The 22,668-nt window shown below is 69.3% G+C and carries 22 protein-coding genes and 1 tRNA gene; 15 read left to right on the forward strand and 8 right to left on the reverse strand.

The features are described from left to right. The first annotated feature begins 41 nt into the window (after positions 1-41). From ASG28_RS01855 to ASG28_RS01885, 7 genes are all read left to right on the forward strand, one after another. Positions 42-1,865 carry a cell wall-binding repeat-containing protein gene (locus ASG28_RS01855; RefSeq protein ID WP_055971367.1) on the forward strand — a complete coding sequence of 608 codons (1,824 nt, stop codon included), beginning with the start codon at positions 42-44 and terminating at the stop codon, positions 1,863-1,865. A gap of 20 nt (positions 1,866-1,885) precedes the next feature. Next, positions 1,886-3,265 (forward strand): MFS transporter, encoded by a 1,380-nt coding sequence (locus ASG28_RS01860; protein ID WP_055971370.1) that lies wholly within the window; start codon positions 1,886-1,888, stop codon positions 3,263-3,265. 167 nt (positions 3,266-3,432) lie between these two features. Beyond that, a complete protein-coding gene (locus tag ASG28_RS01865; RefSeq protein ID WP_235477471.1) occupies positions 3,433-4,452 on the forward strand; it encodes a LacI family DNA-binding transcriptional regulator in 1,020 nt (339 codons plus the stop codon). A gap of 334 nt (positions 4,453-4,786) precedes the next feature. Further along, complete coding sequence (gene mmsA, locus ASG28_RS01870) at positions 4,787-6,337, forward strand: multiple monosaccharide ABC transporter ATP-binding protein (RefSeq protein ID WP_055971374.1); 1,551 nt, start codon at positions 4,787-4,789, stop codon at positions 6,335-6,337. Further along, positions 6,334-7,701, forward strand: a complete 1,368-nt coding sequence (gene mmsB, locus ASG28_RS01875) for a multiple monosaccharide ABC transporter permease (RefSeq protein WP_055971377.1) — start codon at positions 6,334-6,336, stop codon at positions 7,699-7,701. The genes mmsA and mmsB overlap by 4 nt, the downstream gene beginning before the upstream one ends. Positions 7,702-7,811: 110 nt before the next feature. Next, positions 7,812-8,909: a substrate-binding domain-containing protein gene (locus tag ASG28_RS01880; protein ID WP_055971380.1), complete on the forward strand. Its 1,098-nt coding sequence runs from the start codon at positions 7,812-7,814 to the stop codon at positions 8,907-8,909. 92 nt (positions 8,910-9,001) lie between these two features. Beyond that, positions 9,002-9,559 (forward strand): MOSC domain-containing protein, encoded by a 558-nt coding sequence (locus ASG28_RS01885; protein WP_055971384.1) that lies wholly within the window; start codon positions 9,002-9,004, stop codon positions 9,557-9,559. A gap of 46 nt (positions 9,560-9,605) precedes the next feature. Here the strand turns inward: ASG28_RS01885 and ASG28_RS01890 are convergent, their stop codons facing one another. Next, a complete protein-coding gene (locus ASG28_RS01890) occupies positions 9,606-10,172 on the reverse strand; it encodes a TetR/AcrR family transcriptional regulator (RefSeq protein WP_055971387.1) in 567 nt (188 codons plus the stop codon). Positions 10,173-10,500: 328 nt separating this feature from the next. Here ASG28_RS01890 and ASG28_RS01895 point away from each other — a divergent pair, with 328 nt between their 5' ends. From ASG28_RS01895 to ASG28_RS01905, 3 genes are all read left to right on the forward strand, one after another. Next, a complete protein-coding gene (locus ASG28_RS01895; RefSeq protein ID WP_055971391.1) occupies positions 10,501-11,730 on the forward strand; it encodes a multidrug effflux MFS transporter in 1,230 nt (409 codons plus the stop codon). A 124-nt stretch (positions 11,731-11,854) separates the two neighbouring features. After that, a complete protein-coding gene (locus ASG28_RS01900) occupies positions 11,855-12,565 on the forward strand; it encodes a phosphatase PAP2 family protein (protein WP_082454237.1) in 711 nt (236 codons plus the stop codon). Between the two features lie 115 nt (positions 12,566-12,680). After that, complete coding sequence (locus tag ASG28_RS01905) at positions 12,681-14,744, forward strand: helicase HerA-like domain-containing protein (RefSeq protein WP_055971394.1); 2,064 nt, start codon at positions 12,681-12,683, stop codon at positions 14,742-14,744. A 37-nt stretch (positions 14,745-14,781) separates the two neighbouring features. On the opposite strand, the gene ASG28_RS01910 is transcribed toward ASG28_RS01905, so the two are convergent. The 3 genes from ASG28_RS01910 to ASG28_RS01920 all read right to left on the reverse strand — a co-directional run bounded on the left by ASG28_RS01910 (position 14,782) and on the right by ASG28_RS01920 (position 16,534). Further along, positions 14,782-15,420, reverse strand: coding sequence for a hypothetical protein (locus ASG28_RS01910; protein WP_055971397.1), 639 nt, complete (start codon positions 15,418-15,420; stop codon positions 14,782-14,784). A gap of 158 nt (positions 15,421-15,578) precedes the next feature. After that, complete coding sequence (locus ASG28_RS01915; RefSeq protein WP_055971399.1) at positions 15,579-15,959, reverse strand: RNA-binding S4 domain-containing protein; 381 nt, start codon at positions 15,957-15,959, stop codon at positions 15,579-15,581. A 50-nt stretch (positions 15,960-16,009) separates the two neighbouring features. Further along, a complete protein-coding gene (locus tag ASG28_RS01920; RefSeq protein ID WP_082454239.1) occupies positions 16,010-16,534 on the reverse strand; it encodes a YbaK/EbsC family protein in 525 nt (174 codons plus the stop codon). A 120-nt stretch (positions 16,535-16,654) separates the two neighbouring features. Here ASG28_RS01920 and ASG28_RS01925 point away from each other — a divergent pair. The 3 genes from ASG28_RS01925 to ASG28_RS01935 all read left to right on the forward strand — a co-directional run bounded on the left by ASG28_RS01925 (position 16,655) and on the right by ASG28_RS01935 (position 18,269). Beyond that, positions 16,655-16,739: transfer RNA gene (locus ASG28_RS01925), tRNA-Ser, on the forward strand. Positions 16,740-17,307: 568 nt separating this feature from the next. After that, complete coding sequence (locus ASG28_RS01930; protein WP_055971402.1) at positions 17,308-17,877, forward strand: recombinase family protein; 570 nt, start codon at positions 17,308-17,310, stop codon at positions 17,875-17,877. Continuing rightward, positions 17,874-18,269: a hypothetical protein gene (locus ASG28_RS01935; RefSeq protein ID WP_056051096.1), complete on the forward strand. Its 396-nt coding sequence runs from the start codon at positions 17,874-17,876 to the stop codon at positions 18,267-18,269. The genes ASG28_RS01930 and ASG28_RS01935 overlap by 4 nt, the downstream gene beginning before the upstream one ends. Before the next feature lie 61 nt (positions 18,270-18,330). On the opposite strand, the gene ASG28_RS16320 is transcribed toward ASG28_RS01935, so the two are convergent. Further along, the gene (locus ASG28_RS16320; RefSeq protein WP_157485608.1) at positions 18,331-18,729 is read right to left on the reverse strand and encodes a hypothetical protein; all 399 of its coding nucleotides are present in this window, start codon (positions 18,727-18,729) and stop codon (positions 18,331-18,333) included. 107 nt (positions 18,730-18,836) lie between these two features. Next, positions 18,837-19,412 carry a hypothetical protein gene (locus tag ASG28_RS01945; RefSeq protein ID WP_157485609.1) on the reverse strand — a complete coding sequence of 192 codons (576 nt, stop codon included), beginning with the start codon at positions 19,410-19,412 and terminating at the stop codon, positions 18,837-18,839. A 756-nt stretch (positions 19,413-20,168) separates the two neighbouring features. Here ASG28_RS01945 and ASG28_RS01950 point away from each other — a divergent pair. Continuing rightward, on the forward strand, positions 20,169-20,750 hold the full coding sequence (locus ASG28_RS01950) for a GNAT family N-acetyltransferase (RefSeq protein ID WP_055971412.1): 582 nt from the start codon (positions 20,169-20,171) through the stop codon (positions 20,748-20,750). Here ASG28_RS01950 and ASG28_RS01955 read toward each other — a convergent pair. Together ASG28_RS01955 and ASG28_RS01960 are read right to left on the reverse strand one after the other, a co-directional pair. Beyond that, positions 20,729-21,268, reverse strand: a complete 540-nt coding sequence (locus tag ASG28_RS01955) for a hypothetical protein (protein WP_055971415.1) — start codon at positions 21,266-21,268, stop codon at positions 20,729-20,731. The two genes, ASG28_RS01950 and ASG28_RS01955, sit on opposite strands and share 22 nt — an antisense overlap. 147 nt (positions 21,269-21,415) lie before the next feature. After that, complete coding sequence (locus ASG28_RS01960) at positions 21,416-21,724, reverse strand: hypothetical protein (protein WP_235497080.1); 309 nt, start codon at positions 21,722-21,724, stop codon at positions 21,416-21,418. 427 nt (positions 21,725-22,151) lie between these two features. On the opposite strand from ASG28_RS01960, the gene ASG28_RS01965 reads away from it, so the two are divergent. After that, a complete protein-coding gene (locus ASG28_RS01965) occupies positions 22,152-22,568 on the forward strand; it encodes a hypothetical protein (RefSeq protein ID WP_157485610.1) in 417 nt (138 codons plus the stop codon). Positions 22,569-22,668: the final 100 nt, after the last annotated feature.

Here is a 22,668-nt window from a genome sequence, read left to right on the forward strand (position 1 = left end):
GGGGGCGACGAAGGTCGTGCCATCGTCCGTCAGGGGGTCGTGTGTTCCGTTCCAATCGCCGTCTCTGGTCAGCCGTCGGGGTCGCGTCGATCGTCGCCTCGTTCGTGGTGACCGGCACGACCGCAGCCCAGGCCGACGTGCCGCCGTCGCCGAGCCTCGGCCAGCAGGACTCCTCGGCCGACCACGAGTTGGGCGCCTCCGCCGCCGAGCGGAGTGTGGCTCGCGCACTCGCGGTGTCCCCGCCGGCGGGCCTGCCGGGCTTCGACGTGAGCTCGTACCAGCCGAACCCCGACTTCGCGGCCGCCGCGAGGGCGGGTGCCCGGTTCACCTTCGTCAAAGCCAGTGAGGGAGTGCCCGGCACCTACACGAACGGCGCCCCGACCGGGAGCACGAACCGGTACCGATCCGCGCAGTTCGCCGGTGCCCGAGCCGCGGGGCTGACGGCGGGGTTCTACCACTACGCGCTGCCGTTCTACTCGTCCGGTGCCGCGCAGGGGCAGTTCTTCCTGGACAACTCCACCGCGTGGGAGCCCGGCATGTTGCCGCCGGTGCTCGACATGGAGGTCTCCACCGCACCCGACCGCCAGGGCGGACGGTGCTGGGGGCTCTCGAACACCCAGATGGTCATGTGGATCCAGGCCTGGATCGGCACGGTCGTCGCCCGCACGGGCGTGCAACCGATCATCTACACCAACCAGGACTTCTGGGCCACGTGCACCGGCAACAGCACGGCGTTCCCCAAGGACCGGCTCTTCGTGGCCTACTACCCCTCGACGACGACCGACACGCCGGTCACACCTCCGACGTCGTCCTTCGCCCGGTGGACGTTCTGGCAGTGGTCCCAGACCGACGGCTCGCCGTTCCCCGGCAACCAGGACGTCTTCAACGGGTCGGCAGCCGACCTCGCCGCCCTGACCCGGCAGGCCGGGACGAGCGTCGGGCGTCTCGCCGGTGCGGACGCGTACGCCACGGCGGGCACCGTCGCGGCAAGCGCCTTCACCCCGTCGGTCACGGTCGACGGGAGCGCCGGCGTGCGCGGTTCCGTCCCGGTCGCTTTCGTGGCCAGCCGCGAGAACTTCCCGGACGCGCTCTCCGCCGGAGCGGCGGCGGGCTATCGGGGCGGGCCCGTCCTGCTCGTCACGTCGACCCTCGTGCCGGACGCCACGAAGGCCGCGCTGCTCGAGCTGAACCCCCGCGAGATCGTCGTCATCGGGGGGACGTCGGCGATCACCGAGGGCGTCGCCACCCAACTGCGCTCCCTCATCGGCGGACGGTCCGTCACGAGGGTCTCCGGAGCCGACCGGTACGCGACGTCGGCGCTCGTGTCGCGATCGACGTTCCCCACGGGCCGAGGCGGAACCGCCTACGTCGCGGCCGGCACGAACTTCCCCGATGCGCTGTCCGGGGGTGCCCTGGCCGCGGGGACCGACAAGGGGCCCATGCTCCTCACGTCGCCGACGGCACTTCCCCCCGCCACCGAGACCGAGCTGGCCCGTCTGCGTCCGGCGAAGATCGTCGTCCTCGGCGGTGACCTGTCGGTCTCGCCGGCCGTGGCCGACCAGCTGGCCCGGATCGCGCCCGTCCAGCGGCTCGCGGGCGCCGACCGTTTCGAGACCTCGGCCCGGATCGCCGAGGTCGCCTTCCCCCAGGGGGCGTCGACCGTCTATCTCGCGAACGGGCTGGCCTTCCCCGACGCGCTCGCCGGCGCGCCGGTCGCCGGTCGCCTGGGCGCTCCCGTGCTGCTCACGCCGTCGAACGCGCTGCCCGCCACCATCCGCGACCGCCTGACGTCACTGCGGCCGACGGGCGTCGTCGTCCTCGGGGGCACGGTGTCGATCAGCGCCGAGGTCGAGAGGGGACTCTGAACCCGGCCTGGGCTCGTCGCATGACCGACGCCACCGTGAGCACCCGCCCCGAGGGCGTGCTCAGCGGTCGCTACCGGCTGGCCACGCTGGGCATGTGCGCGCTGATCGGCATCGCGGCGTTCGAGTCGCTCGCGGTCACGACGATCATGCCGATCATCAGCCGCGAGCTCGACGGCGAGGCGCTCTACTCGCTCAGCTTCGCCGCGCCCCTCGCCTCGGGCCTGGTCGGCATGGTTCTGGCCGGCAACTGGGCCGACCGCAGCGGGCCCCGGGTCGTCGTGATCGCGTCGATGCTGCTGTTCGCCGTCGGGCTGCTCGTCGTCGGCACCGCGCCCGACATGGTCGTGCTGCTGCTCGGCCGCCTGGTGCAGGGCGTCGGCTCGGGCGCGGTCATCGTCGGGCTCTACGTCATGGTCGCCCGGCTCTACCCGCCGGGCCTGCACCCGTCGATCTTCGCGGGGTTCGCCGCGGCCTGGGTCGTGCCGGGGCTCGTCGGGCCGCTCGTCGCCGGCGTCGTGGCCGAGACGGTGGGCTGGCACTGGGTCTTCCTCGGGGCGCTCGGCCTCGCCGTCCCCGCGTTCTTCGCCGTCCTGCCGAGCCTGCGTCGCGTCCCTCCGCCCGTGGTGGCCGAGGGCGGGCAGCGCGTGCCCTGGAGCATCGGCCGCATCCTCTGGTCGGTCGGCGCGGCCCTCGGCGTGCTGGCCCTCAACCTGGTGTCCGAGTTCCCGACCTGGCTCACCGTCGTCGTCATCGTCGTGGCGGTCGTCGTCCTCGCCGTGGCCCTGAGGCCCCTGCTGCCGCCCGGCACGCTGCGCGCCGCCCCGGGGCTGCCCACCCTGGTGCTGCTGCGCGGCCTCGTCGGGGCGGCGTTCCTCGGCAGCGAGGTCTACATCCCGTACATGCTCTCGGCCGAATACGACTTCAGCGCCTCGGCCTCGGGCGTCACCCTGACCCTGGGGGCGCTCGGCTGGGCGTTCGCCAGTTGGGTGCAGGGGCGGCTCGGCGACCGGGTGGCCCAACGCGACGGCATCCGCATCGGCATCGTCCTGGTGCTGCTCGGCGTCGTCGTCGCCGCGCTGACCCCCCTGTTCCACCTGCCGCCGGCCTTCCTCATCGCGACCTGGGCCGTCGCCGGGTTCGGCATGGGGTTCATGTACCCGCGCTTCTCGGTGCTCGTCCTCGCCCTCTCGACCGACTCCGAGCGAGGGTTCAACAGCTCGGCGCTGACCATCGCCGACTCCACCGGCTCGGCCGTCGCGCTGGCGCTGACCGGGGCCGCCTTCGGTTTGCTCGGCGGGGCGTCCAGCCCGATCGCCTTCGTGGCCTGCTTCGCGGTCGGCACGGGCGTGGCAGTGCTGGCGCTCGCCCTCAGCGGCCGTGCGGTGCCCCGGGGTCGGTGACCGCGCCTCCTGCCCGCCGATCGCGTCGGCGCTCCGCCGACGGTCGCTCGTCAGGACGCGTCGGTGACCCCCGGACGGGACGTCGGTGACCTCCGGGGAATGCATAATGGTCTCCGGACGACGATGTGTACGGTCACATCACCCGGTCACAAAGCGACGGAGCGACGGTGAAGCCTGACATCGACAAGGTGCGTGCTCCCAACATCCGCGACGTGGCCGCCCTCGCAGGGGTCTCGTACCAGACCGTCTCGCGCGTGCTCAACGACAGCCCGAGCATCCGGCCGAGCACCCGGCAGAAGGTGCTCGACGTCATCGACGAGATCGGCTACCGGCCGAACCAGGCCGCTCGGGCCCTGGTCACCAGCCGGTCGAAGGCCATCGGCGTGCTCACCCTGCAGAACGTCCACTTCGGGCCGCAGACGATCGTCAACGCCATCGAGGGAGAGGCCCGGACGGCCGGCTACCGGTTGAGCATCGCCAGCACGACCACGGCGTCCGACGACGTCCGGGCCAGCCTGCAGCTGCTGACCAACCAGGCGGTCGAGGCGATCATCGTCATCGCCCCGCAACGCAAGTTCTTCGACGTGATCGACGAGCTCGACCTCGACGTGCCCATCGTCGCGCTCGACTCGACGCAGCGTGCCCGGGCGCACAGCCTCTCGGTCGACCAGTTCGAGGGGGCGCGTCTCGCCACCCGGCACCTGATCGACCTCGGCCACCGGCACATCGTGCACGTCGCCGGTCCGCAGGACTGGATCGAGGCCGACGAGCGCATGCAGGGCTTCCTCTTCGAGATGGGCGAGGCCGAGCTGTCGATCGAGCCGCCGATCCTCGGCGACCTGACCGCCGACTTCGGCTACACGGCCGGGCAAGAGCTGTTGCGTCGCCGCGACTTCACCGCCGTGTTCTCGGCCAACGACCTGATGGCCGTCGGGCTGCTGCACGCCTTCCGCGAGGCCGACGTCGACGTGCCGCGCGAGGTCAGCGTCGTGGGCTTCGACGACTCACCGACCGCGCCGCATCTCTGGCCGCCGCTCACGACCGTGCGTCAGGACTTCGCCCTGATCGGTCGGCGCGCCGTCGAACTGGTCGTCGCCGAGCTCGAGGGCGGCACGGTCGTCGACCGCACGTTGATCCCCCCGGAACTCGTGGTGCGCGGGTCGACCTCGCGTCCCTGGTTCCTCTGACCGGCCCCGTGCCACACGGCGAGACGGGCCGTCAGGAGGCGCGGCGAGCGTCGGTCGGACCGGGTTCGATAACGGATCGGCATCGGCATTTGACAGCACCCCCTCTCGGGATTAGCTTTGCTCCAGTCGCAGTGTGAACGGTCACATTCGGCGGGTCCGGCACCTTTCGCCAGGCTCGACGAACGGCCCGGCACGGCGGCGACGAATCACAGGAAGCCCGTCGGTGCACATCACCGGCGGACGACGACGAGGTCGAAGGTCGAGGACGACGTGCCCAGTGCCGTGACGCAGAGCGAGCAGCTCGCGAGCAGCCACATCCCCGGGGGTGCCCCGCATGGGCGTTGACTCTCCCGTCATCCTCGAGATGCGCTCCATCACGAAAGAATTCCCGGGCGTCAAGGCGCTCGACGACGTGTCGATGCAGGTCCGCGCCGGTGAGGTGCACGCCATCTGCGGCGAGAACGGCGCCGGCAAGTCGACGCTGATGAAGGTCCTCTCGGGCGTCTACCCCTACGGCACCTACACGGGCGACATCGTCTACCAGGGTGCCGAGATGCGCTTCCGCGACATCCGCTCGAGCGAGTCGCAGGGCATCGTGATCATCCACCAAGAGCTGGCGCTGATCCCCGAGCTCTCGATCACCGAGAACATCTTCCTCGGCAACGAGCCGACCCGCTTCGGGGCCATCGACTGGCGCGCGGCCAAGACGAAGGCGATCGACCTGCTCGCCCGCGTGGGCCTGAAGGACGACCCCGACACCGCCATCAAGAACCTCGGCGTCGGCAAGCAGCAGCTCGTCGAGATCGCCAAGGCACTGAACAAGAACGTCAAGCTGCTGATCCTCGACGAGCCGACCGCCGCCCTGAACGAGGCCGACTCGCAGCACCTGCTCGACCTGATCCGCGGCCTCAAGGGTCGTGGCATCTCGTCGATCATGATCAGCCACAAGCTCAACGAGATCGAGGCCATCGCCGACTCCATCACGATCATCCGCGACGGCAAGACCATCGAGACGCTCGACGTGAAAGAGGACGGCGTCAACGAGGACCGCATCATCCGGGGCATGGTCGGCCGCAACCTGGCCAGTCGGTTCCCCGACCGCACGCCGAAGATCGGCGAGGTCTTCTTCGAGGTCAAGGACTGGTGGGTGCGCCACCCGCAGACCGCCGAACGCTTCGTCTGCAAGGGCTCGTCCATCACCGTCCGCAAGGGCGAGATCGTCGGCCTGGCCGGCCTGATGGGCGCCGGTCGCACCGAGCTCGCGATGAGCATCTTCGGTCGCTCGTACGGTCAGTTCGTCTCGGGCGAGATCGTCAAGGACGGCGAGAAGATCGAGATCAAGAACGTCTCGGACGCGATCGACAACGGTCTGGCCTACGTGTCGGAAGACCGCAAGGTGCTCGGGCTCAACCTGCTCGACGACATCAAGCGCTCGACGGTCGCGGCCAAGCTGACCAAGATCTCGAAGGCGTCGGTGGTCAACACCTACGAAGAGCACTCGATCGCCGAGGACTACCGCAAGAGCCTGCGCGTCAAGACCCCCACGGTCGACGAGGGCGTCGCCAAGCTGTCGGGCGGCAACCAGCAGAAGGTCGTCCTGGCGAAGTGGATGTTCACCGACCCCGACCTGCTCATCCTCGACGAGCCCACGCGAGGCATCGACGTGGGCGCCAAGTTCGAGATCTACAACATCATCAACCAGCTCGCGGCGCAGGGCAAAGGCGTGATCGTCATCTCGTCCGAGCTGCCCGAGCTGCTGGGGCTCTCCGATCGCATCTACACGATCTTCGAGGGCACCGTCACGAACGAGATCGAGGCCTCCGAGGCCGACGCCGAGACGCTCATGCGAACCATGACCTCGAAGAAGAAGGAGCAAGCCGCATGAGTGGCATCAAAGACCTGAAGAAGGTGTTCGGCGGCAACACGTCGAACGCGCGCCAGTTCGGCATGATCGCGACGCTCGTCGTGGCCATCCTGATCTTCCAGGTGCTGACCGACGGGCTCACCCTGCAGCCCACGAACCTCATCGCCCTGGTCAGCCAGTACTCGTACATCCTGATCCTCGCCATCGGCATGGTGATGGTCATCGTGGCCGGCCACATCGACCTCTCGGTCGGTTCGGTCGCCGCCTTCAGCGGCATCGTCGTCGCCAAGGCGATGGACAGCTGGGGCCTGCCCTGGGGCGCCGCGATCCTGCTCGGCCTCGTCGTCGGCGTCGTCATCGGCGCCTGGCAGGGCTTCTGGGTCGCCTACGTCGGCGTCCCCGCCTTCATCGTGACGCTGGCCGGCATGCTGCTCTTCCGCGGTGCCAACCAGTTCGTGGGCAACGCCGACACCATCCCCGTGCCCGAGGGCTTCACGGTCATCGGTGCCGGTTACCTGCCCGAGTTCGGTCCGAACACCGGTTACAACAACGCGACCCTGTTGCTCGGCCTCGTCATCATCGTCGCCGTGGTCTACAACGAGTTCCGTCTGCGCCGCATCCAGCAGAAGATGGGCTCCGAGCGGGCGCCCCTCTGGGTCAGCGCCGTCAAGCTGGTCGTGCTCGTCGCGATCGTCGCCTACGCGGCGACCCTCTTCGCCGGGGGCCGTGTCGGCACGTCCTTCCCGATCTCGGGCATCATCCTCGGCGTGCTCGTCCTGGTCTACGGCTTCGTGACGCAGAACACGATCTTCGGTCGCCACATCTACGCGGTCGGCGGCAACTCGCACGCCGCCGAGCTCTCGGGCGTCAAGGCGAAGCGCATCAACTTCTTCGTCATGATGAACATGTCCGTGCTCGCGGCCTTGGCCGGCATGATCTACGTCGCCCGTGCCGGTGCCTCCGGCCCGCAGGACGGCCTCAACTGGGAGCTCGACGCCATCGCCTCGGTCTTCATCGGTGGCGCGGCCGTCGCGGGCGGCATCGGCACCGTGACCGGCTCGATCGTCGGTGGTTTCGTCATCGCCGTGCTGAACAACGGCCTGCAACTCATGGGTGTCGGTTCCGACAAGGTGCAGATGATCAAGGGCCTCGTGCTGCTGATCGCCGTCGCCGTCGACGTCTACAACAAGAGCCAGGGCCGTCCGTCCATCACCGGCTTCCTCACCCGGGGCCTGCGCCGCGACAAGAACGGCATCGCCGCCTCCGACCTGACGCCGGGCGCCCAGAGCGGTGTCGGCCGTGACGCCGAGACGACCGAGCCCGCCCTCACCCCGAACGGCGACCTCTCGGACGTGCAGCGTCCCAAGGCCACCACGCCCAACTAGACCCACCACCCGCGCGCCCGTCCATCGACGGCCGGGCGCGCCTCCACCGGGAGTCCGCACCGCGGGCGACCACACGGCACCACCCCTCACAACGAGAAAGTAGACACAGCATGCGCAAACTCGCGCTGACGACCTTCGCGGTCGCCGCAGCAACGACGCTGATCCTGAGCGGCTGCTCGAACTCGGCCCGCACCGACGCGGGTTCGGGCGACGCGGCCTCGGGCTTCGAGTCCGGCTCGACCATCGGCGTGGCCCTGCCCGCCAAGACGAGCGAGAACTGGGTCCTCGCCGGTGACCTGTTCACCAAGGACCTCACCGACGCCGGCTTCAAGCCCGACGTGCAGTACGCGGCCGCCAGCGGCACCGTCGCGAACCAGCAGGACGAGATCCAGTCCATGGTCACCAAGGGCGCCAAGGTCATCATCATCGGTGCCGCCGACGGTGGCCAGCTCGGCACCCAGGTCAAGGCCGCCCACGACGCCGGCGCCGTGGTCATCGCCTACGACCGCCTGATCCTCAACACCGAGGACGTCGACTACTACGTCGCGTACGACAACTTCAAGGTCGGCGAGCTCCAGGGTCAGGCCCTGCTCGACGGCATGGCCGCCAAGAAGGCCGAGGGCCCGTACAACATCGAGCTGTTCTCCGGTTCGTCCGACGACGCCAACTCGAAGGTCTTCTTCGACGGCGCGATGAGCGTCCTGCAGCCGAAGATCGACGACGGCACCCTCGTCGTCGCCTCGGGTCAGACCGACATCAAGCAGACGGCGACCGACGGCTGGAAGCCCGAGAACGCCCAGCGCCGCATGGACTCGCTGCTCACCAGCACCTACGGCTCCACCGAGCTCGACGGCGTCCTGAGCCCGAACGACACCCTGGCCCGCGCCATCATCACCTCGGTGAAGCAGGCCGGCAAGGACATCCCGGTCGTCACCGGTCAGGACTCCGAGGTCGAGTCGGTCAAGTCGATCATGGCCGGCGAGCAGTACTCCACCATCAACAAGGACACCCGCAACCTCGTGAAGCAGGCCGTCGCGATGGTCAGCTCGCTCAGCAAGGGCGACAAGGCCGAGACGAACGACGACAAGTCGTACGACAACGGCAGCAAGGTCGTCCCGGCCTACCTGCTGCCCCCGCAGATCGTGACCAAGGAGAACGCCGCCGAGGCGTACGCCAACGACACGACGCTCGAGCCGCTCACCAAGTAACACCCTCGCTGCCGTCCGGCAGCACCGGCACCGGCCGGGCACCCCGCACGGGGTGCCCGGCCGTCGTCGTCGGTGGGCGGTATCGTGCGTCCGTGGACACCGACCGACGAGCGCAGGAGGCGCGGGCGGCGTCCGCGACGCCGGTCACGGTCGAGCTGCTGCTCGCGTCGCCCCGGTCCCGCTACGTCGGCCGCCCCGCCGACGGCCCGGCCCCGGCCCCGACCACGGGGCCTGAGTCGCACGACGCCGTCACCGTGCGTGCCCACCTCGGCATCGTGGGCGATCGTTACTTCAACGCCCCCGCGCACCGCGGCGCGTCGGTCACGCTGTTCGCGGCCGAGCAGCTCGAGCACGTGGCCCGTGTGCTCGACCTGCCCGAGGGCACGGTGCTCGAAGCCGCCCTGACGCGGCGCAACGTGGTCGTGCGCGGCGTCGACGTCGACGCGCTCGTGGGGCACGAGTTCGACCTCGACACGGGTGACGGCCCGGTGTCGTTCCGGGCGAACCGGGCGGCGAACCCGTGCGCGTGGATGGACGTGGTCTTCGGCACGGGGGCGTTCCGTGCCCTGCGAGGGCGTGGCGGAGTCCGCTGCGAACCGCTCACCGACGGGGTGCTGCGCGTGGGGCCGGGACTGCTGCGCGCCTCCTAGGCGTCTCGACGCGCGGACGGTTCGGCAGAGCCGGGACCGCGGCGGGTCAGCCCCACCAGGTGGGCAGCATGAGGTTCATGGTGTCGAGCAGGGCGCGTCGACTCGTGCGCTTGCCGCCGAGCCAGGCCTCGATGGCGCCCACGAGCCCGTGCGCGAGGTGGCCGGCGGCGATGTGCACCGCGAGCCCCTCGGGCAGGCTGCCGGCGGGCAGGGTGCCGAGGTGCTGCACGCTGGACTCCTCGAAGTGGCGGGCCAGCGCCTGGTGGATCGAGGCGTCGAGCGGGTCGGGCAGGGCGAGGCGGTAGATCTCGCGGTAGCGCACGACGTGGTCGACGACCTTCTCCATCGCGCGACGCGTCGCATCGGAGCCGTCGGCCCGGCCCTCGAGCCGCAGCGCGTGGTCCTCGTCGCGGATGGCGTCGAGCTCGGGGGTGAGGACCGCGGTGAGCAAGCTGCCGGGCGAGGTCGCATGACTGTAGAACGTCGCGCGGTTGATGCCCGCGGCCCGCGTGACGTCGGCGACGGAGATGCTCGACACGGCGCGGGTCGAGGCGAGCTCGACGATCGCGGTGTGCAGCGCCTTGGTGGTCTGGACGATGCGCGCGTCGACCATGGACGTTCCTCCTCGAGTGCCCGCACGGGACGATCGCGTCCCGGGCTCGGTCGAGCCTAGACCGGGCCGGGGCGTCGTGACGGCACGGCGCGGGGGCTGTCGCCCCGGTGCGCGACCGGGATAGGCTGGGAAGCGACGGGTGTCGTGCACCGGCGCCGTCCTCCCACCCCCCTCGAACCACGTGGTGGTCGTGCGCGTCGGCGCGGTCGCATCGATTCGATCCGCGAGCCGTCCCGCTCGTCGGGGCCGCGCCTCCTCGCGGTCGCCGAGCCCGACCACCCCACCGTGACCACCCCGCCGTGACCACCCCTCAGACAGGACCTGCCTCGTGACCACCGTCGTCCACCCGGGTGACTCCCTGACCCGCCGCCAGCGGCTCGTCTACGTCGTCGTCCTCGGCGCGCTCACCGCGCTCGGGCCGTTCACGATCGACCTCTACCTGCCGGCCTTCCCCCAGCTCAGCCGCGACTTCTCGGTCGACAGCGGGGTCATCCAGCTGACCCTGACGGCGACGACCATCGGGTTCGGCGTCGGCCAGTTGCTGGTCGGCCCGTGGAGCGACAAGGTCGGGCGCCGCACGCCGTTGATCGTGGCGACCGCCGTGCACATCCTCGCCAGCATCGGAGCCGCCAGCGCGCCGACCATCGAGCTGCTCGCGGTGTTCCGGGTGCTGCAGGGCATGGGGGCCGCCGCCGGTGGCGTCGTCGCCATGGCGACGGTGCGCGACCTGTTCGGTGGGCTGCCGCTCGTGCGCATGCTGTCGCGCCTCGCCCTGGTGAACGGGCTCGCCCCGATCGTCGCGCCCGTCATCGGATCGCAGCTGCTGGCCTTCACGAGCTGGCGGGGCATCTTCGTATTCCTGGTGGCCTACGGCGCGTTCGTGATCATCGCCGCCATCTTCCTGATCGTCGAGACGCTGCCGCCCGCGCGACGGCACGAGGCCGGGCACACGACCCTCGGGCAGCGCTACAAGGTGCTCTTCAGCGACCGGATCTTCGTCGGCGTCGCCCTGATCGGGGCGATGGTCTTCTCGGGTCTGTTCTCGTACCTCTCGGCGTCGTCGTTCCTCTTCCAAGAGGTGTACGGGCTGAACGCCCAGCAGTACGGGTACCTGTTCGCGATCAACTCGCTCGGGATCGTCGCCGGCGTGCAGATCAGCTCGCGGCTGGCCCGTCGGATCGGGCCGCAGTGGATACTCGCCTGCTCGACGGTCGTGCTGCTGCTCGCGGCCGCGGCGATCGTCGTGCTCGACTCGCTCGGTGCCGGGCTCGTGGGCATCCTCGTGCCGTTGTGGTTCTTCATCGCGGCCTGCGGATTCTCGTTCCCGCAGGTCCAGGTGCTCGGCCTCGCCAACCACGGGAAAGAGGCGGGCACGGCGGCGTCGTTGCTCGGCGCGCTGAACTTCGGCCTGGCGGGACTCATCTCGCCCGTGGTCGGGTTCCTCGGCATCGGCTCGGCCGTCCCGATGGGCAGCGTCATGGTCGCCACCTCGTGCGTGGCCATCGCGAGCCTCTGGCTGCTGGTGCGCCCGCGGACGGTGCCGGCGCTCGGTCGCTGACCCGCGCCTCCTGCTCGTCCGTCGCCGACCCGGGCCTCCCGGTCGCCGACCCGCGCGTCGCGGTCGCCGACCCGCGCGTCGTGGTCGTCGGTCGCCGACCCGCGCCTCCCGGTACCGTCTGGGGATGCGCACCGACCCGCTCGCCCCGAAGCCCGCCTCCCCGTCCGAAGAACGGGTGGCCCGCCGTGTGCAGCGACGGTGGTGGGTGTTCAGTGCGCTCGGCGCCATCGGCGTCGTGCTGCTGCTCGGCATCGTGATCACGGCCCGGGCGGGCGTGATCGGCGTCGACGAGCGGTTCATGGGCGAACTGGTCGAGCACCGGAGCCCGTTCTGGGACGTCCCCTCGTTGATCTTCAACTCGATCGGCGCCGGGGTGGTCGGCGTCTTCGTCGTCCCGCTGGGCGTCACCGCGGTGTTCCTCTTGCGCCGTCGCCCGTGGGCCGCGCTCTACTGGATCGCCGCCTGCGCGGTCAGTGCCGGGGTCGTCCAGGTCGTCAAGCACACGTTCGGTCGTGCCCGGCCCGAGGACATCCTCGTGGTCAGCGACTACGGTTCGTTCCCCTCGGGGCACACGTCCAACGCCGCGACGCTGGCCGTCGTGCTCGGGGTGATCCTGCGACGCGTCTGGGTGTGGGTCGCGGGTGTGGTCTACACGGTGCTGATGCTGCTCAGCCGCACGTACCTCGGCGCGCACTGGCTGACCGACACGATCGGCGGGCTCCTGATCGGCGCCGGGGTCGCGGTGGTGCTCTGGGCCCCGGTCGCGCACCGGTTGCTCGACGAGCAGGAGCGTGTGCGCGGTCGCGGCTGGATCTGGCAGGGGCGTCCGGCCTGACGGCGTCGCACGCACGGTCGACCGCGGGCGAGTCCGTGCGAGGCGGGCGTGCGGCGTGGCCCGGTGTCGCCGAACTCGCCCGGACCGCGGCGCTCAGGATGCCTAGGCTGGCCGCATGACGGACGCGCTCGAGCAGGCCAGGGCGGAGGCCGCGGCTGCGGTCGCCGCCGCCGAGAAGGCGAAGCAGGACGCGGAGGCGGCACTCGCGCGGGCAGAGCGGCTCGCGACCGAGGCGGCTGCGTCCGGGGCCGAGCAGGCGGAGGCCGGGAAGGCCGGGGCCGAGCAGGCCGGGGCCGAGCAGGCCGGGGCCGAGCAGGCCGGGGCCGAGCAGGCCGGGGCCGAGCAGGCCGGGGCCGAGCAGGCCGCCGCAGAGGCGGACGTCGCCGACGCCGCGGCCGATGCCGGGCTCACCGAACCCGAGCCGGTCGCGGGCACCCCGGTCGAGGGCCTCCCCACCCCGCCCGGTGGGCCGCTCGACGAGGCCGCGGTCGACGTGGTGCGCGCGGGCTACGGCTTCGACGGTCCCGCCCTCGAGCTCGGCGCCCTCGTGAACGGCGAGGCGCGGGTCGACGTGCCCGTGCGCATCCCGCTGGCGATGCTGAACCGGCACGGCCTCGTGGCCGGGGCGACCGGTACGGGCAAGACCAAGACCCTGCAGGTGCTCGCCGAGCAGCTCTCGGCGGCCGGGGTGCCGGTGTTCGCGGCCGACGTCAAGGGCGACCTCTCGGGCATCGCGACGCCGGGCGAGGCGAACGAGAAGCTGCTCGCCCGCACGCGGGGCATCGGCCAGGACTGGTCGCCGCAGGCCGCGCCGACCGAGTACTTCGCCCTGGGTGGCAAGGGCACCGGCGTGCCGGTCCGCGCCACGGTCAGCGGTTTCGGGTCGCTGCTGCTCAGCAAGGTGCTCGGCCTCAACGACACGCAGGAGAGCAGCCTCGGCCTGGTGTTCCACTACGCCGAGCAGGCCGGTCTGCCGCTGCTCGACCTGGCCGACCTGCGGGCCGTGCTGACCTGGCTGACGAGCGACGAGGGCAAGGGCGAGCTCGAGGGACTCGGCGGGTTGAGCAAGCAGACCGTCGGGGTCATCCTGCGCGAGCTGATCACCTTCGCCGACCGCGGGGCCGACGCGTTCTTCGGCGAGCCCGAGATCGACACCGCCGAGTTCCTCCGCACGGCCGACGACGGTCGCGGCGTCGTGAGCCTGCTCGAGGTGCCCGGGGTGCACGACCAGCCGGCGCTGTTCTCGACCTTCCTGATGTGGCTGCTCGCCGACCTCTACAACGACCTGCCCGAGGTGGGCGACCTCGACAAGCCGAAGCTCGTCTTCTTCTTCGACGAGGCGCACCTTCTGTTCGAGGACGCGTCGAAGGAGTTCCTGGCCCAGATCACGCAGACCGTGCGGCTGATCCGGTCCAAGGGCGTCGGCATCGTCTTCGTGACGCAGACCCCCAAGGACGTCCCCGGCGAGGTGCTCGCCCAGCTCGGCTCACGCGTCCAGCACCAGCTGCGCGCCTTCACGCCCGACGACGCGAAGGCCCTGCGGGCGACGGTGTCGACGTACCCGACGAGCGACTACGACCTCGCCGAGGTGCTCACCACCCTGGCCACCGGGGAGGCGGTGGTGACGGTCATGAACGAGAAGGGGGCTCCCAGCCCGGTCGCGTGGACGCGCCTCCGCGCCCCGCGCGGCTCGATGTCGCCGACCCCCGCCGACGTCATGACGGCCGCCGTCGCCGCCTCTCCGCTGACCGCCGCCTACGGGGCGTCGATCGACCGTGACTCGGCCCGCGAGATCCTGGCCCGCAAGCTCGAGGCGGCCGCGCTCGACCAGCGCGAGCGGACCGACGCCGCGGCTCGTCAGGCCACGATCGACGCCCAGCTGAAGGAGGCCGCGGCCCGCGAGAGGGCGGACGCGAAGGCCGTCACCGCCGCCGAACGCGAGCGGAAGGCCGCCCAGGCCGAGTACGAACGTCAGCAGAAGGAGTTCGAGCGGGCCGAGCGGGCGGCCGCGAAGGCCCGTGCCGGGCGTGGGGCGACGACCCGCGCCTCCTCGGGGTCCCGCTCGTCGCGGGCCGGGTCGACCGGGGGGTTGCTCGGCGAGGTCCTCGGGTCGAGCGCCGGCAAGGCGGTCGTTCGCGAGGTCGTCAAGGGTATCTTCGGCACACTGCGCCGGCGCTGATCCCCGAGCCGGCCGCGCCCGCGTCCGGCGTATGGGGTCAGGCGCCGCTGCCGAACGCCTGGAAGAGCAGCACGAGGGTGCCGGTCGCCAGGGCGAACAGGCTGCCCGCGACGGTGGCGCCGATCCACGGGCGGCTCTCGTACCAGTAGGGGCTGTCGGGGTAGGCCGCGAAGAACTCGCGGCGGGTCAGCGGGCGGGGCAGGACGGTCGTCGGGATTCCGAGCGCGTCGACGACGGCGTCCACCGATGCCTCGGACCAGTAGGTGCCCCGCATGCGGAACAGGCGGCGTCCCTCGTCGTCGAGGGCGAGCAGCTGCGCGGCGGTCTCGGTCGAGTGGTCGCGGTAGGTGCGGACGAGCACGAGCGAGTCGATCTCGTCGCGGCGCAGTCGCACGAAGCCGGGCAGCCAGCCGCGCTTGACGAACTCGGTGCGGGTGACGGCCGCGTACGACAGGCGGTAGCGCCAGTACATGAGCAGTCCCATGACGACGACGCCGCCGGTGACGGCCAGCACGCCGGACTGGTGGCCGGTCGGCAGGGTGAGCCAGAGCACCGCGACCAGCACGGGGGAGAGGCTCAAGACGCCGGTGAGCGTGGCGCCCCGGGCGAGTTCTCGCCGCGGCCGCACGGTGACGGTGCCGCGCTCGGTCGGCATCGCCGCGTCGGTCGTGCTCATGTCGTCCCCCAGGGTTCGGCGTGACCCCGAGTCCCCCGACCCGAGGCTGCTGCTGTCGGGGCAGCGCCGTGCCCTCAGCGTAGACGATGCGTTCGCACAGATACCGGACCGGTCCACCCCAGTGCGGGGAGCCCGCGATCGGGGGAGTCGAGCGGGTGTCAGCTCTCGGCGCGGTCCCGGAGGCGCTCGATCTCGCGGCGATCGCGCTTGGTCGGGCGCCCGGCGCCGCGGTCGCGGACCGGTACGGCGGCGACCTCTTCGCGCGGGGGTGGCGGGGGAGTGAGGTCGGTCAGGGCCTCGGCCGCGGCCGGTGCGCCGACGCGTTTCACGAGGCAGGTCTTGACGAGGACGATGCGCTCGAAGCCCGCGATGCGTGCTCGGACCTCGTCGCCGGGGCGGACGGCCTGGGCGGCCTTGACGCGCTCGCCGTTGACCCGCACGTGACCGGCGCGGCAGGCGGCGTTGGCGGCCGAGCGGGTCTTGTAGAGCCGGACGGCCCAGAGCCAGGCGTCGACGCGGGCGGACGTGAGGGGCGGCATGCGTCGATGCTACGGGTGGCCGCCGACGTCGACGACCGCGGGTGCCGGTCTCAGAGGTCGTCGGCGGCGACGCGCACCGGGGTGCCACCGGTCACGCGCACGAGCTCGTCGAACGTGGTGGCGAAGACCGTGTTGGCGGTGCCGGCGCTCGCCCAGAGCACGTCGTGTGACTGCAGTGCGGTGTCGACGAGGGTCCGCACCGGGCTGGGGTGGCCGACCGGGGCGACGCCGCCGATCACCTGGCCGGTGGCGCGCTTCACCTGGTCGGCGTTCGCCCGCATGATCGGGCCGCGGCCGAGCGCCGATGCCACGAGCTCGGTGTCGACGCGGTGCGCGCCGCTGGTGAGCACGAGCAGGGCCTCGTCCCCGGTGCGGAACACCAGGCTGCTGGCGATGGCGCCCACGTCGCAGCCGAGGGCGGCGGCGGCCTGGGCGGCGGTGTGGGTGGACTCGTCGAACTCGCGGACCTCGCCTTCGGCGCCGGCGGCGCGGAGGGCGGCGACGACGGTGCGGGCGCGCGGCGGCAGGGCGGCGGCGTCGAGGTGCTCCGAGGAGGGGCGGTGCGCGTCGGTCATGCCCTGACGGTAGCCATGAGGGAGCCTCAAGCTCAGCAGCGACACGGGGGCGTCCGCCGGGCCCCGTGGAGTCCGGTACGCTGGTCTCGGTCGTGCGCCGGTTCGCCGTGTGCCCGCCCTGGAGGATTCGCCTAGTGGCCTATGGCGCACGCTTGGAAAGCGTGTTGGGTGCAAGCCCTCAGGGGTTCGAATCCCCTATCCTCCGCATCGAAATGGCTCTTCCCTTCGGGAAGGGCCATTTCTCGCTCTGTGTTCTTCTGGCGCCTTCCGGGTGCGTGCGGCGTCGCCGCGGGCGGCAGGAGTGACTTCGGGCGCGGTGGATCGTCGACGTCGATACGGCCGCAGCCTCGGCAGAGGCCCGACATGACGTCGCTCGCCGATGAGGGCGTCGCTCGCCGATGAGGGCGGCGCTCGCCGGCGCAGAGTGCCGCTGGTGAGCTGTCCGGCGTCGAACACGACCGACGCGCGGCCACCCCGACCGCGACCGCGACCGATCAGACGGCGAGGCGCTCGACGTTGTTCGAGCCAGCCCATGGCGCCTTCCCGTGCTGACGGAGGCACCACCAGGAGACATATCCACGAGCCCCTTCGTCAGGGGAATGCCTCTCCCGTTCTCGAGACCAGAAGGTGGCGCGACAGCCGGTCGTTCATCGGGACACCTGCTCAAGCTGCCCTTGGCTGGTTAAAGTCAACTGGCGCCTGGCCTGCGGATTCGCGTATGCCTGTCCCGCAAAAATGCCCGGTAAAGGGGGCCTGAACGCTACAGTCATCAGATGCTCATCGGATACGCCCGCGTCTCGACCTCTGGACAAGATCTCGCAGCACAACGTGACGGTCTCGCAGCACTCGGTGTTGACGATCAACACGTGCATGTTGACCACGGCCTATCGGGCACGACTCGAGCCCGGCCCGGCCTTCGCGAGGCCCTAGCGGCGTGCCGCACGGGCGACGTACTCGTCGTCACGAAGCTCGACCGCCTTGCTCGATCGCTGCGGGACGCGACCGACATCGCGGACGAGCTGACCAAGAAGGGTGTCGCGCTCAATCTTGGGGGAGCGGTCTACGACCCCACCGACCCGGTCGGCCGGCTGCTGTTCAACGTCCTCGGCATGGTCGCCGAGTTCGAGGCCGACCTCATCCGTGCCCGCACCCGGGAGGGCATGACGATCGCCAAGGCCGCCGGCAAGCTCCGAGGTAGAAAGCCCAAGCTCACCCCCTCGCAGGAGAAGCACCTCGTGCAACTGCACCGCACCGGTGCCCACACCACGAGCGAGATCGCCGAGCTGTTCGGCGTCGCCCGGTCGACGGTCTACCGTGCGATCCAACGAGGGGAGCAATCATGAATGAGTATCGAGGCCGGGCTGATTCCGACTTAGTGCATGTCGAGCTGACGGACTACGAGCGGCAAGTGCTGAAGCAAGGGCTCTTCCAATGGGGTGGTCCTGCGAGTCTGAAAGACGCGATGGCCATCGCGATGGGTTTCGCGAGCAAGGCCGACTTCTTCGCTGTAGCCAAGGAGCTAGAGGCTCGTCTGGAGCAGCAGGCTCCATTGCGCCGGATTGACTGGAAACGGGTTCTCCTCGCCACAGAGATCGTGTTCATGTCTGATGTCGTGGGCGCCGGCTACGAGTGGGAGACGGTCACCGGCTTGGACGATGGCGAAACCCTCCGCACCCTCCGCGGCCTTCAAGTCCGCCTCATCAACGCCTATGCCGTACCTAGCTGGACGGCCTAACCCCAGTAGGGGATCGGCTACCGGGAGGCCGCCGGGCTGCCGCGGCGCAAGTCGCAGCGGCCTACGTGAAAAGCGCGAGGGGCAGCGACACCACGAAACAGAAGGGCGGCACGATCGCGATGCCGCCACAGACGGCGGCCCACCGGCCGGCGTGGCCGCCTAGCGCTCCGGCGATGAGTGCGAGCACTACGGAGGCGATCAGGAGGAATGGCACGGCAAACCACAAGATAGAGGTCCATTCTGCGGCGGAGAACCAGAGCCACGAACCCTCGGCGCAGGCGGTGACGAAGCAGACGAAGAGGGTCATCGGGGCGAGCAATCGAGCCCGACCGGTCGGCTCGGTATCGGCGGCGGGGCCTTGACTCGACCAGGCAGACGGGTTCGCGAGGGAGTCACGGTGGGGCAGCGCTGCCACCTCCGCCTCAGCCCGGCGGAGCAGTTCGCGGTCGACCTCGTTCATGCCCTGACCCTAGCGCCGGCGTGGCCGCCGGCCGCGCTAGCACCCTCGAATTTGCCTTGCATCATCAACGACTCGAGTCATGAGCGTGTCCCGGTAGACGATCGTCATCAGGCCACGCGGTCGAGGCGCTCGTTCCTTTTCTTCAGGCGCTGCGCTTGCCGTGCGCGATACCGGATCACGCTGGGGAGCCGGACTGTCAGCGTGATCATTGAACCGACGATCACCATCGCGATCAGACCGAGGGTGAGGAAGGTCGTCTTGACCCACAGTTCTGTCCAAGTCATGGGCCAGAAGCTCATGCGGAGTAGGGGTGATTCGGTTGCGATCCCGAGTGCATGAGTCGCAGCCAAGGCGCTGCCTAGGAGCGTGCCGATAAGTATCGCGCCGATGATACCCACGAGGGTGTTGCCGAACCAGGTGGCGAGGTTCGTGGTCGATGCTCGCCCGTGTCGTCGTATCTCGCGTTGGAGCTGTGCCTCAAACTGCAGGATCGCGTCGGCGGGGTCGATCAGGGAGGCTGAAAAGGTCTTTGGAACGAACAGGAGCCTGAGCAACCGGTCATGCTCTGGTTCGCCCGGCTTTTGGGTCCGGGCCATCCAGACGGCGAAGGCTTGTTTCTCTGCTGAGGTGGCAAGGCCGGGCACGAGAAGCCCCCACCGTCCTGCCTGGTCCAGCTGTCCCATAGCCCTGTGTAGGCTCGCGAGTTCCGCGCGGGCAGGGAGGTTGCCGGGGTCACGGTGCAGCCGCTGCCGTAGCTGGCCTCGAACACGCTTCACTGCGGCGCGTTCAGCTGGGTCGAGTGCATCCACGTCGTGATCTTGGCAGACGACCGATGTTCTCGAGAGCGCCCGATAGGGGATCGTCTGCCGGGGCAAGGTCCCTTAACTAGCCTGAGCGCATGAGAAGTGTCGGCAGGTTGAAATGGCTCGGGGTCGTTGTGTCGGTTCTAAGCCTGGTTTTGGCAATGTTGTGCTTTGCGTTAGCGGACGGCGACGGGGCCGTTATTTTCACCGGCGTGCTCGCCGCCGCGTCAGGTCTACTCGGGCTCGCGACGTTCATCCTGAGTAGAAAACGCAGATCGCCCTCTGGCGGCATGGATGAAACCGCCCGATAGACGATGCTTCACCGAGATGCGTTTCGGACTGACCCATCAAGACGGTCAGGTCAGCGCAGCTCGAGAAAACGGTCGACGTGCGGCAGCGTCCGATGGTTGATCGGCTACTGCAGTTCAGGTTCTTGCCGGACAGCTTTCTTGTAGCTAACGACGCCCAACACCGTATTGACCAGACCTGTAGCAACAAGAAGCCAACCGTAGGCCTGGCCAGTGGCCACGACCCCCAAGCCTGCGAAGAGGGTGACTAGGGCGCTCACCACCACGATGAAGGACCAGCGTCTACTCATGCACTGATTATGAGCCCTGCCCCGTGTCTCGCTAGGCGATGGGTGTCCGGTCGACCTGCAAAGCTCGGAGCACGTCGTGGCCCAGAGCTGATGCCCTCCGAACGGATCGTCTCTCTCTGGAGCCGCTCGCCGTGGAGCATGCGGGCGAGATGGTGGTCGCGCTGGCACCTCAGAACCTGTACCAGTTCACGGGCGGGGAGCCTCCGACGCTCGAGGAGCTCGACAAGCGCTACCGCCGCCAGTTGCGAGGTCAGTCCGAGGATGGACGTGCGGCGTGGTTGAACTGGATCATCCGATCTGCTGGGGGCGGGCCGGCCGTCGGTTTCGTCCAGGCGACGCTCACATGCGAGGGCGCTGACCTCGTCGCTGACATGGCGTGGCTGGTCACGCCGTCGGAACAGGGCCGAGGTCTCGCAGGGGAGGCAGCCTCCGCCGTCGTGTCGTGGCTGACTTCGATGGGGGTCGGGCGTCTGCAGGCCTACGTCCACCCCGACCACACGGCGTCCGCGCGAACAGCCGATCGGCTCGGGCTCGTGCCCACGTCGACGCTCATCGACGGCGAGATCCTCTGGGAAGCCGTCACCACTTCCGTGGCGCATCAACAGGAGGGTGCCCGGTAGGGGATGGCTTTCCAGGGCTCAGCGAGGCCTGTTTCCAAGCAGCGCAGCGAAGAACTCAGCATCTTCTGGAGCTGGCCTAGTTCCTGCGAGCTCCATCTGTTCAGCGCTTTCGAGCGGCTGTCATCGGTGAGGTACGGGAACTGTCGTTCGACCAGTTTGTCGTAGACGGCTTGCGCGGCCCTGGATCGCGACCGGGGGAGGTGCAGTGAGTAGCGGACATCGTCGGCCAAGTTGATGCAGGTGAGGGCCGCCGCCTCGTTGAGCTTGTTCACCTTGCGATCGAGGTAGTCCTTGACCCCACGCACGTCGACGATGCTGAGGGCCTCCGGCGGGCCGCTCGGCCAGGACTGCTGCTCCGCATGGCGACGTGCCGCGTCTTCAGTGGGGAAGGTCTCGACGAGGGCGGCTTGGGTTGCGATGGCATCTCGTGTCTCGTCGTCGACGTCCTGTCCCCACCAGATGAAGCGGGGGCGAGGGCCAAGATCGACCCGGACAGGCCGCCCGTCATCTATACGCATCTCCTTGGTCTACAGGTGTTGAGGCAACGCTGCCTAATGCTGCAGGGAGGCGTTTGCACATCTTCGTAGATGGAGGAGGAGCGCCTCGGCTTCCGCAGAGTGTCGTTGTCTCGATAGGCGATCGGGTTCCGGACAGGGCCGGTGAGGTCAGGCGAAGCGGCTTTGAAGGTCCCTCTCGAGCTGAGTGAAACGCTGTTCGTAGGCCTGATAGTGCCACCTGGTGGCAAATCCGTAAGTGCCTTCGTCGCTCTTCATCTCGAGGTGGATACCACTGCCACTCCCGTTCTCCGTGATCGACCAGCTGACGATCATGGGAAGTCGCTTCTTGCCGGCATTCATTACGCCGCCAAATATTCGGTAGGCGAGTCGAGAGCCCGCCTTCACGATGCCCGTGCGAGCGGTCGTCGTGGGCCGGTGAGTCAGCTCGTGAAGGAAGTCAGCGACACGGCCGGCCACTTCGTGAGGCGGGAGGCTAGTCGTGAGGTCCAGGTTGCGCTGGACAGGCTGAAGACGCATGGCTCTTCTTACCCGACGTGGACACATCAGGGAACGCGAAAATGTGCCCTAGCCGATCGATCATCGCTCATCTGCCAGGACATTCTTCTGCCAGGATCTGCTCATGGTCTCGCGCATAGCCATCGTCCCGGTGGTGCTCTTCGTCGGCATCGCTGGCGTCGGGCTGGGATGGAACGGATGGGTCGTGGGAGCCCTCGGAGCACTTTTCGGTGTTGCTGCTGTCGCGGCCGACTCGCTCGTAGCGCGTTCACGCCAGCGGCAAGTGAATGAGGCGTTTGATGCGCCTCGCGATTCCACCCGATAGTCGATCGCGCAGCGGTCGGTCCACTTACCGGATAGTTAGTCAACCGTGGGCAGGAACGAGATTGTGGCAATCCGCATCACGTCGGCATCGACGAAAGCTGGTGTCGTCGTGTCCGGAATGGTTCTCAGCGTCTTTTTCGGCTTCGGGGCTGTCTTCATAGCCGGCGAGGTCGGGGCTGTGACTGCTGCGCTCGTCGTCACGGTTGCGCTCGTTGTCTTCTGCGGCCGGACGTTCAGAGGTGAGGGCGAGCCGGTGCAGCAACGGCGGCCGGCGTGGAAGTTGTCTGGTGGCATCGTGTCCAGCCTCGTGATGGGTGTCATCGCGGTGTTCTATGCGTTGGCACTGATGTTCTCGGAGCCCTCGGGGCCGCTGGGTCTGTCCGCAGCAGTCGTAGGCCCGTTCTACGTCTTGGTTGCTGTCGCCTATTTTTTCTCCGCATTCAACCTGCGTCGAGAACTCAAGGCGCGCCGGCCCGCTTAGGTACAACTCCGGAGGCGCCGCAGGGTCTACCCGTCCGATAGGGGATCGTTCATTCAGATCAGTTTCGGATTGACCTATCGAGACAGCCGGTGTGCCGTAC

The sequence above is a fragment of the Frigoribacterium sp. Leaf415 genome (assembly GCF_001424645.1).
Taxonomy (GTDB): Bacteria; Actinomycetota; Actinomycetes; order Actinomycetales; family Microbacteriaceae; genus Frigoribacterium.

Bases quoted from the DNA above. Each gene is read 5' to 3' on its own strand.
- ASG28_RS01860 (WP_055971370.1), top strand. From the start codon at position 1,886: ATGACCGACGCCACCGTGAGCACCCGCCCCGAGGGCGTGCTCAGCGGT.
- mmsA (WP_055971374.1), top strand. From the start codon at position 4,787: ATGGGCGTTGACTCTCCCGTCATCCTCGAGATGCGCTCCATCACGAAA.
- mmsB (WP_055971377.1), top strand. From the start codon at position 6,334: ATGAGTGGCATCAAAGACCTGAAGAAGGTGTTCGGCGGCAACACGTCG.
- ASG28_RS01880 (WP_055971380.1), top strand. From the start codon at position 7,812: ATGCGCAAACTCGCGCTGACGACCTTCGCGGTCGCCGCAGCAACGACG.
- ASG28_RS01890 (WP_055971387.1), bottom strand. From the start codon at position 10,172: ATGGTCGACGCGCGCATCGTCCAGACCACCAAGGCGCTGCACACCGCG.
- ASG28_RS01900 (WP_082454237.1), top strand. From the start codon at position 11,855: ATGCGCACCGACCCGCTCGCCCCGAAGCCCGCCTCCCCGTCCGAAGAA.
- ASG28_RS01905 (WP_055971394.1), top strand. From the start codon at position 12,681: ATGACGGACGCGCTCGAGCAGGCCAGGGCGGAGGCCGCGGCTGCGGTC.
- ASG28_RS01910 (WP_055971397.1), bottom strand. From the start codon at position 15,420: ATGAGCACGACCGACGCGGCGATGCCGACCGAGCGCGGCACCGTCACC.
- ASG28_RS01915 (WP_055971399.1), bottom strand. From the start codon at position 15,959: ATGCCGCCCCTCACGTCCGCCCGCGTCGACGCCTGGCTCTGGGCCGTC.
- ASG28_RS01920 (WP_082454239.1), bottom strand. From the start codon at position 16,534: ATGACCGACGCGCACCGCCCCTCCTCGGAGCACCTCGACGCCGCCGCC.
- ASG28_RS01930 (WP_055971402.1), top strand. From the start codon at position 17,308: ATGCTCATCGGATACGCCCGCGTCTCGACCTCTGGACAAGATCTCGCA.
- ASG28_RS01935 (WP_056051096.1), top strand. From the start codon at position 17,874: ATGAATGAGTATCGAGGCCGGGCTGATTCCGACTTAGTGCATGTCGAG.
- ASG28_RS16320 (WP_157485608.1), bottom strand. From the start codon at position 18,729: ATGAACGAGGTCGACCGCGAACTGCTCCGCCGGGCTGAGGCGGAGGTG.
- ASG28_RS01945 (WP_157485609.1), bottom strand. From the start codon at position 19,412: ATGGGACAGCTGGACCAGGCAGGACGGTGGGGGCTTCTCGTGCCCGGC.
- ASG28_RS01950 (WP_055971412.1), top strand. From the start codon at position 20,169: ATGGGTGTCCGGTCGACCTGCAAAGCTCGGAGCACGTCGTGGCCCAGA.
- ASG28_RS01955 (WP_055971415.1), bottom strand. From the start codon at position 21,268: ATGCGTATAGATGACGGGCGGCCTGTCCGGGTCGATCTTGGCCCTCGC.